This window comes from Glaesserella parasuis (assembly GCF_002015085.1).
Classification (GTDB): Bacteria; Pseudomonadota; Gammaproteobacteria; order Enterobacterales; family Pasteurellaceae; genus Glaesserella; species Glaesserella parasuis.
In genome coordinates, this window is the sequence record NZ_MUXW01000023.1 from 1 (window position 1) to 1,234 (window position 1,234).

General features: G+C 40.5%; 1 pseudogene. It reads right to left on the reverse strand.

The features are described 5' to 3' along the window. Positions 1-1,234: pseudogene (locus B0183_RS12325) on the reverse strand (tape measure protein); the annotation flags it as partial.

Sequence of the window (1,234 nt, forward strand, 5' to 3'; positions counted from 1 at the left end):
GGCATTTTCTGTGGCTTTTTTTGCTTGGTCATGAGTTAAAAGCCCTGCTGCATTGAGTTGTTGAATATCTTGTAAATGCTCTTTTAGCTCGCGTGCATATTGCAACTCAGGGGCGAACTGTTCTGCTAATTTTGCACGTTCATTGGCAAAACGTTGTAAAATCGCCAATTTTGCTGACTCATATTCTTCGTGTGAAACTACCCCTTTTTTATTATGCTCTTCCAAACGTTGGAACATTCGCTGTTGCTCGGCGTCAATTTCTTCAAGGGTGGAACGGCTGTGTTTGCGAACTTCATCATAAAATTGAAGCCAACTATTGCGCACTTTTTCACCACTACCTCGACTGCCACCAACTTTTGGTAAACTCTGATTAATGCTTTCTGTTTGAGCTTGATCTTTGAACATCCCTTGTAATACTTTCCTGCCCTCAATCAGTTTATTTAAGGTTTCGATAGATAAATCAATGCCTTTATCCGCTGCATTCGCCGCAGTAATCGTACCGTTGGCAATATCAATTAGCACTTGATTATATTCAGCGCCTTTATCGCCAAGCAATTCATATAAGCCGGCTAAAACAAAGGCGGACTCTGCCTGTCCTTGTTGTTTTAATTTTGCCACTTCAAGATTTTGTGCTACTGTCAAAGCGCGTTCTTTTAATTTTTTAAACGCCTCATCTAGCTCTAAATTGCTTTTTACTCCACCTTGCGCCGCCTCTTTCTGTTGTTTTATCGTATTGCTTAAACCGGCAATGACGCTATCTGCCGTATTGGCATCAACACCTAAGTTTTTCATTTTGGTGCGAAAATCATCAATGCTTTTACCATTTGACAAGAACACCCCACCAAGTGCGGTTAATTGGTTGGTTAAAACTGAAAGATCGATATTTTTATTTTCTCGAATCTTTTCTAATTCCGCGTTTAACTTTTCAAGATCTTGCTTGGAACTTTCAGACAGCTCTAAACCAAATTGCCAAGCACTTGTTTGAATTTGGGAAATTTCCGCCTGCACTTTGGAAATTTGCTCACCATAATTTTCCATTGCTTGAATTTGCTCAAAAATTTTCAAGGTCAACGCGCTTTCACTTAAGCCGTCATAACTTTCTTTTAAACGGTTATTCGCACTCTCGGTATCTAACGCCGCCTCTTTTGCCTCTTGTGCCTTTTGGCTGAAATAAAATAATGCACCTGCTGCAATTGTTGCCGCTCCAGCTGGACCACCAATAAGACCTAATGCG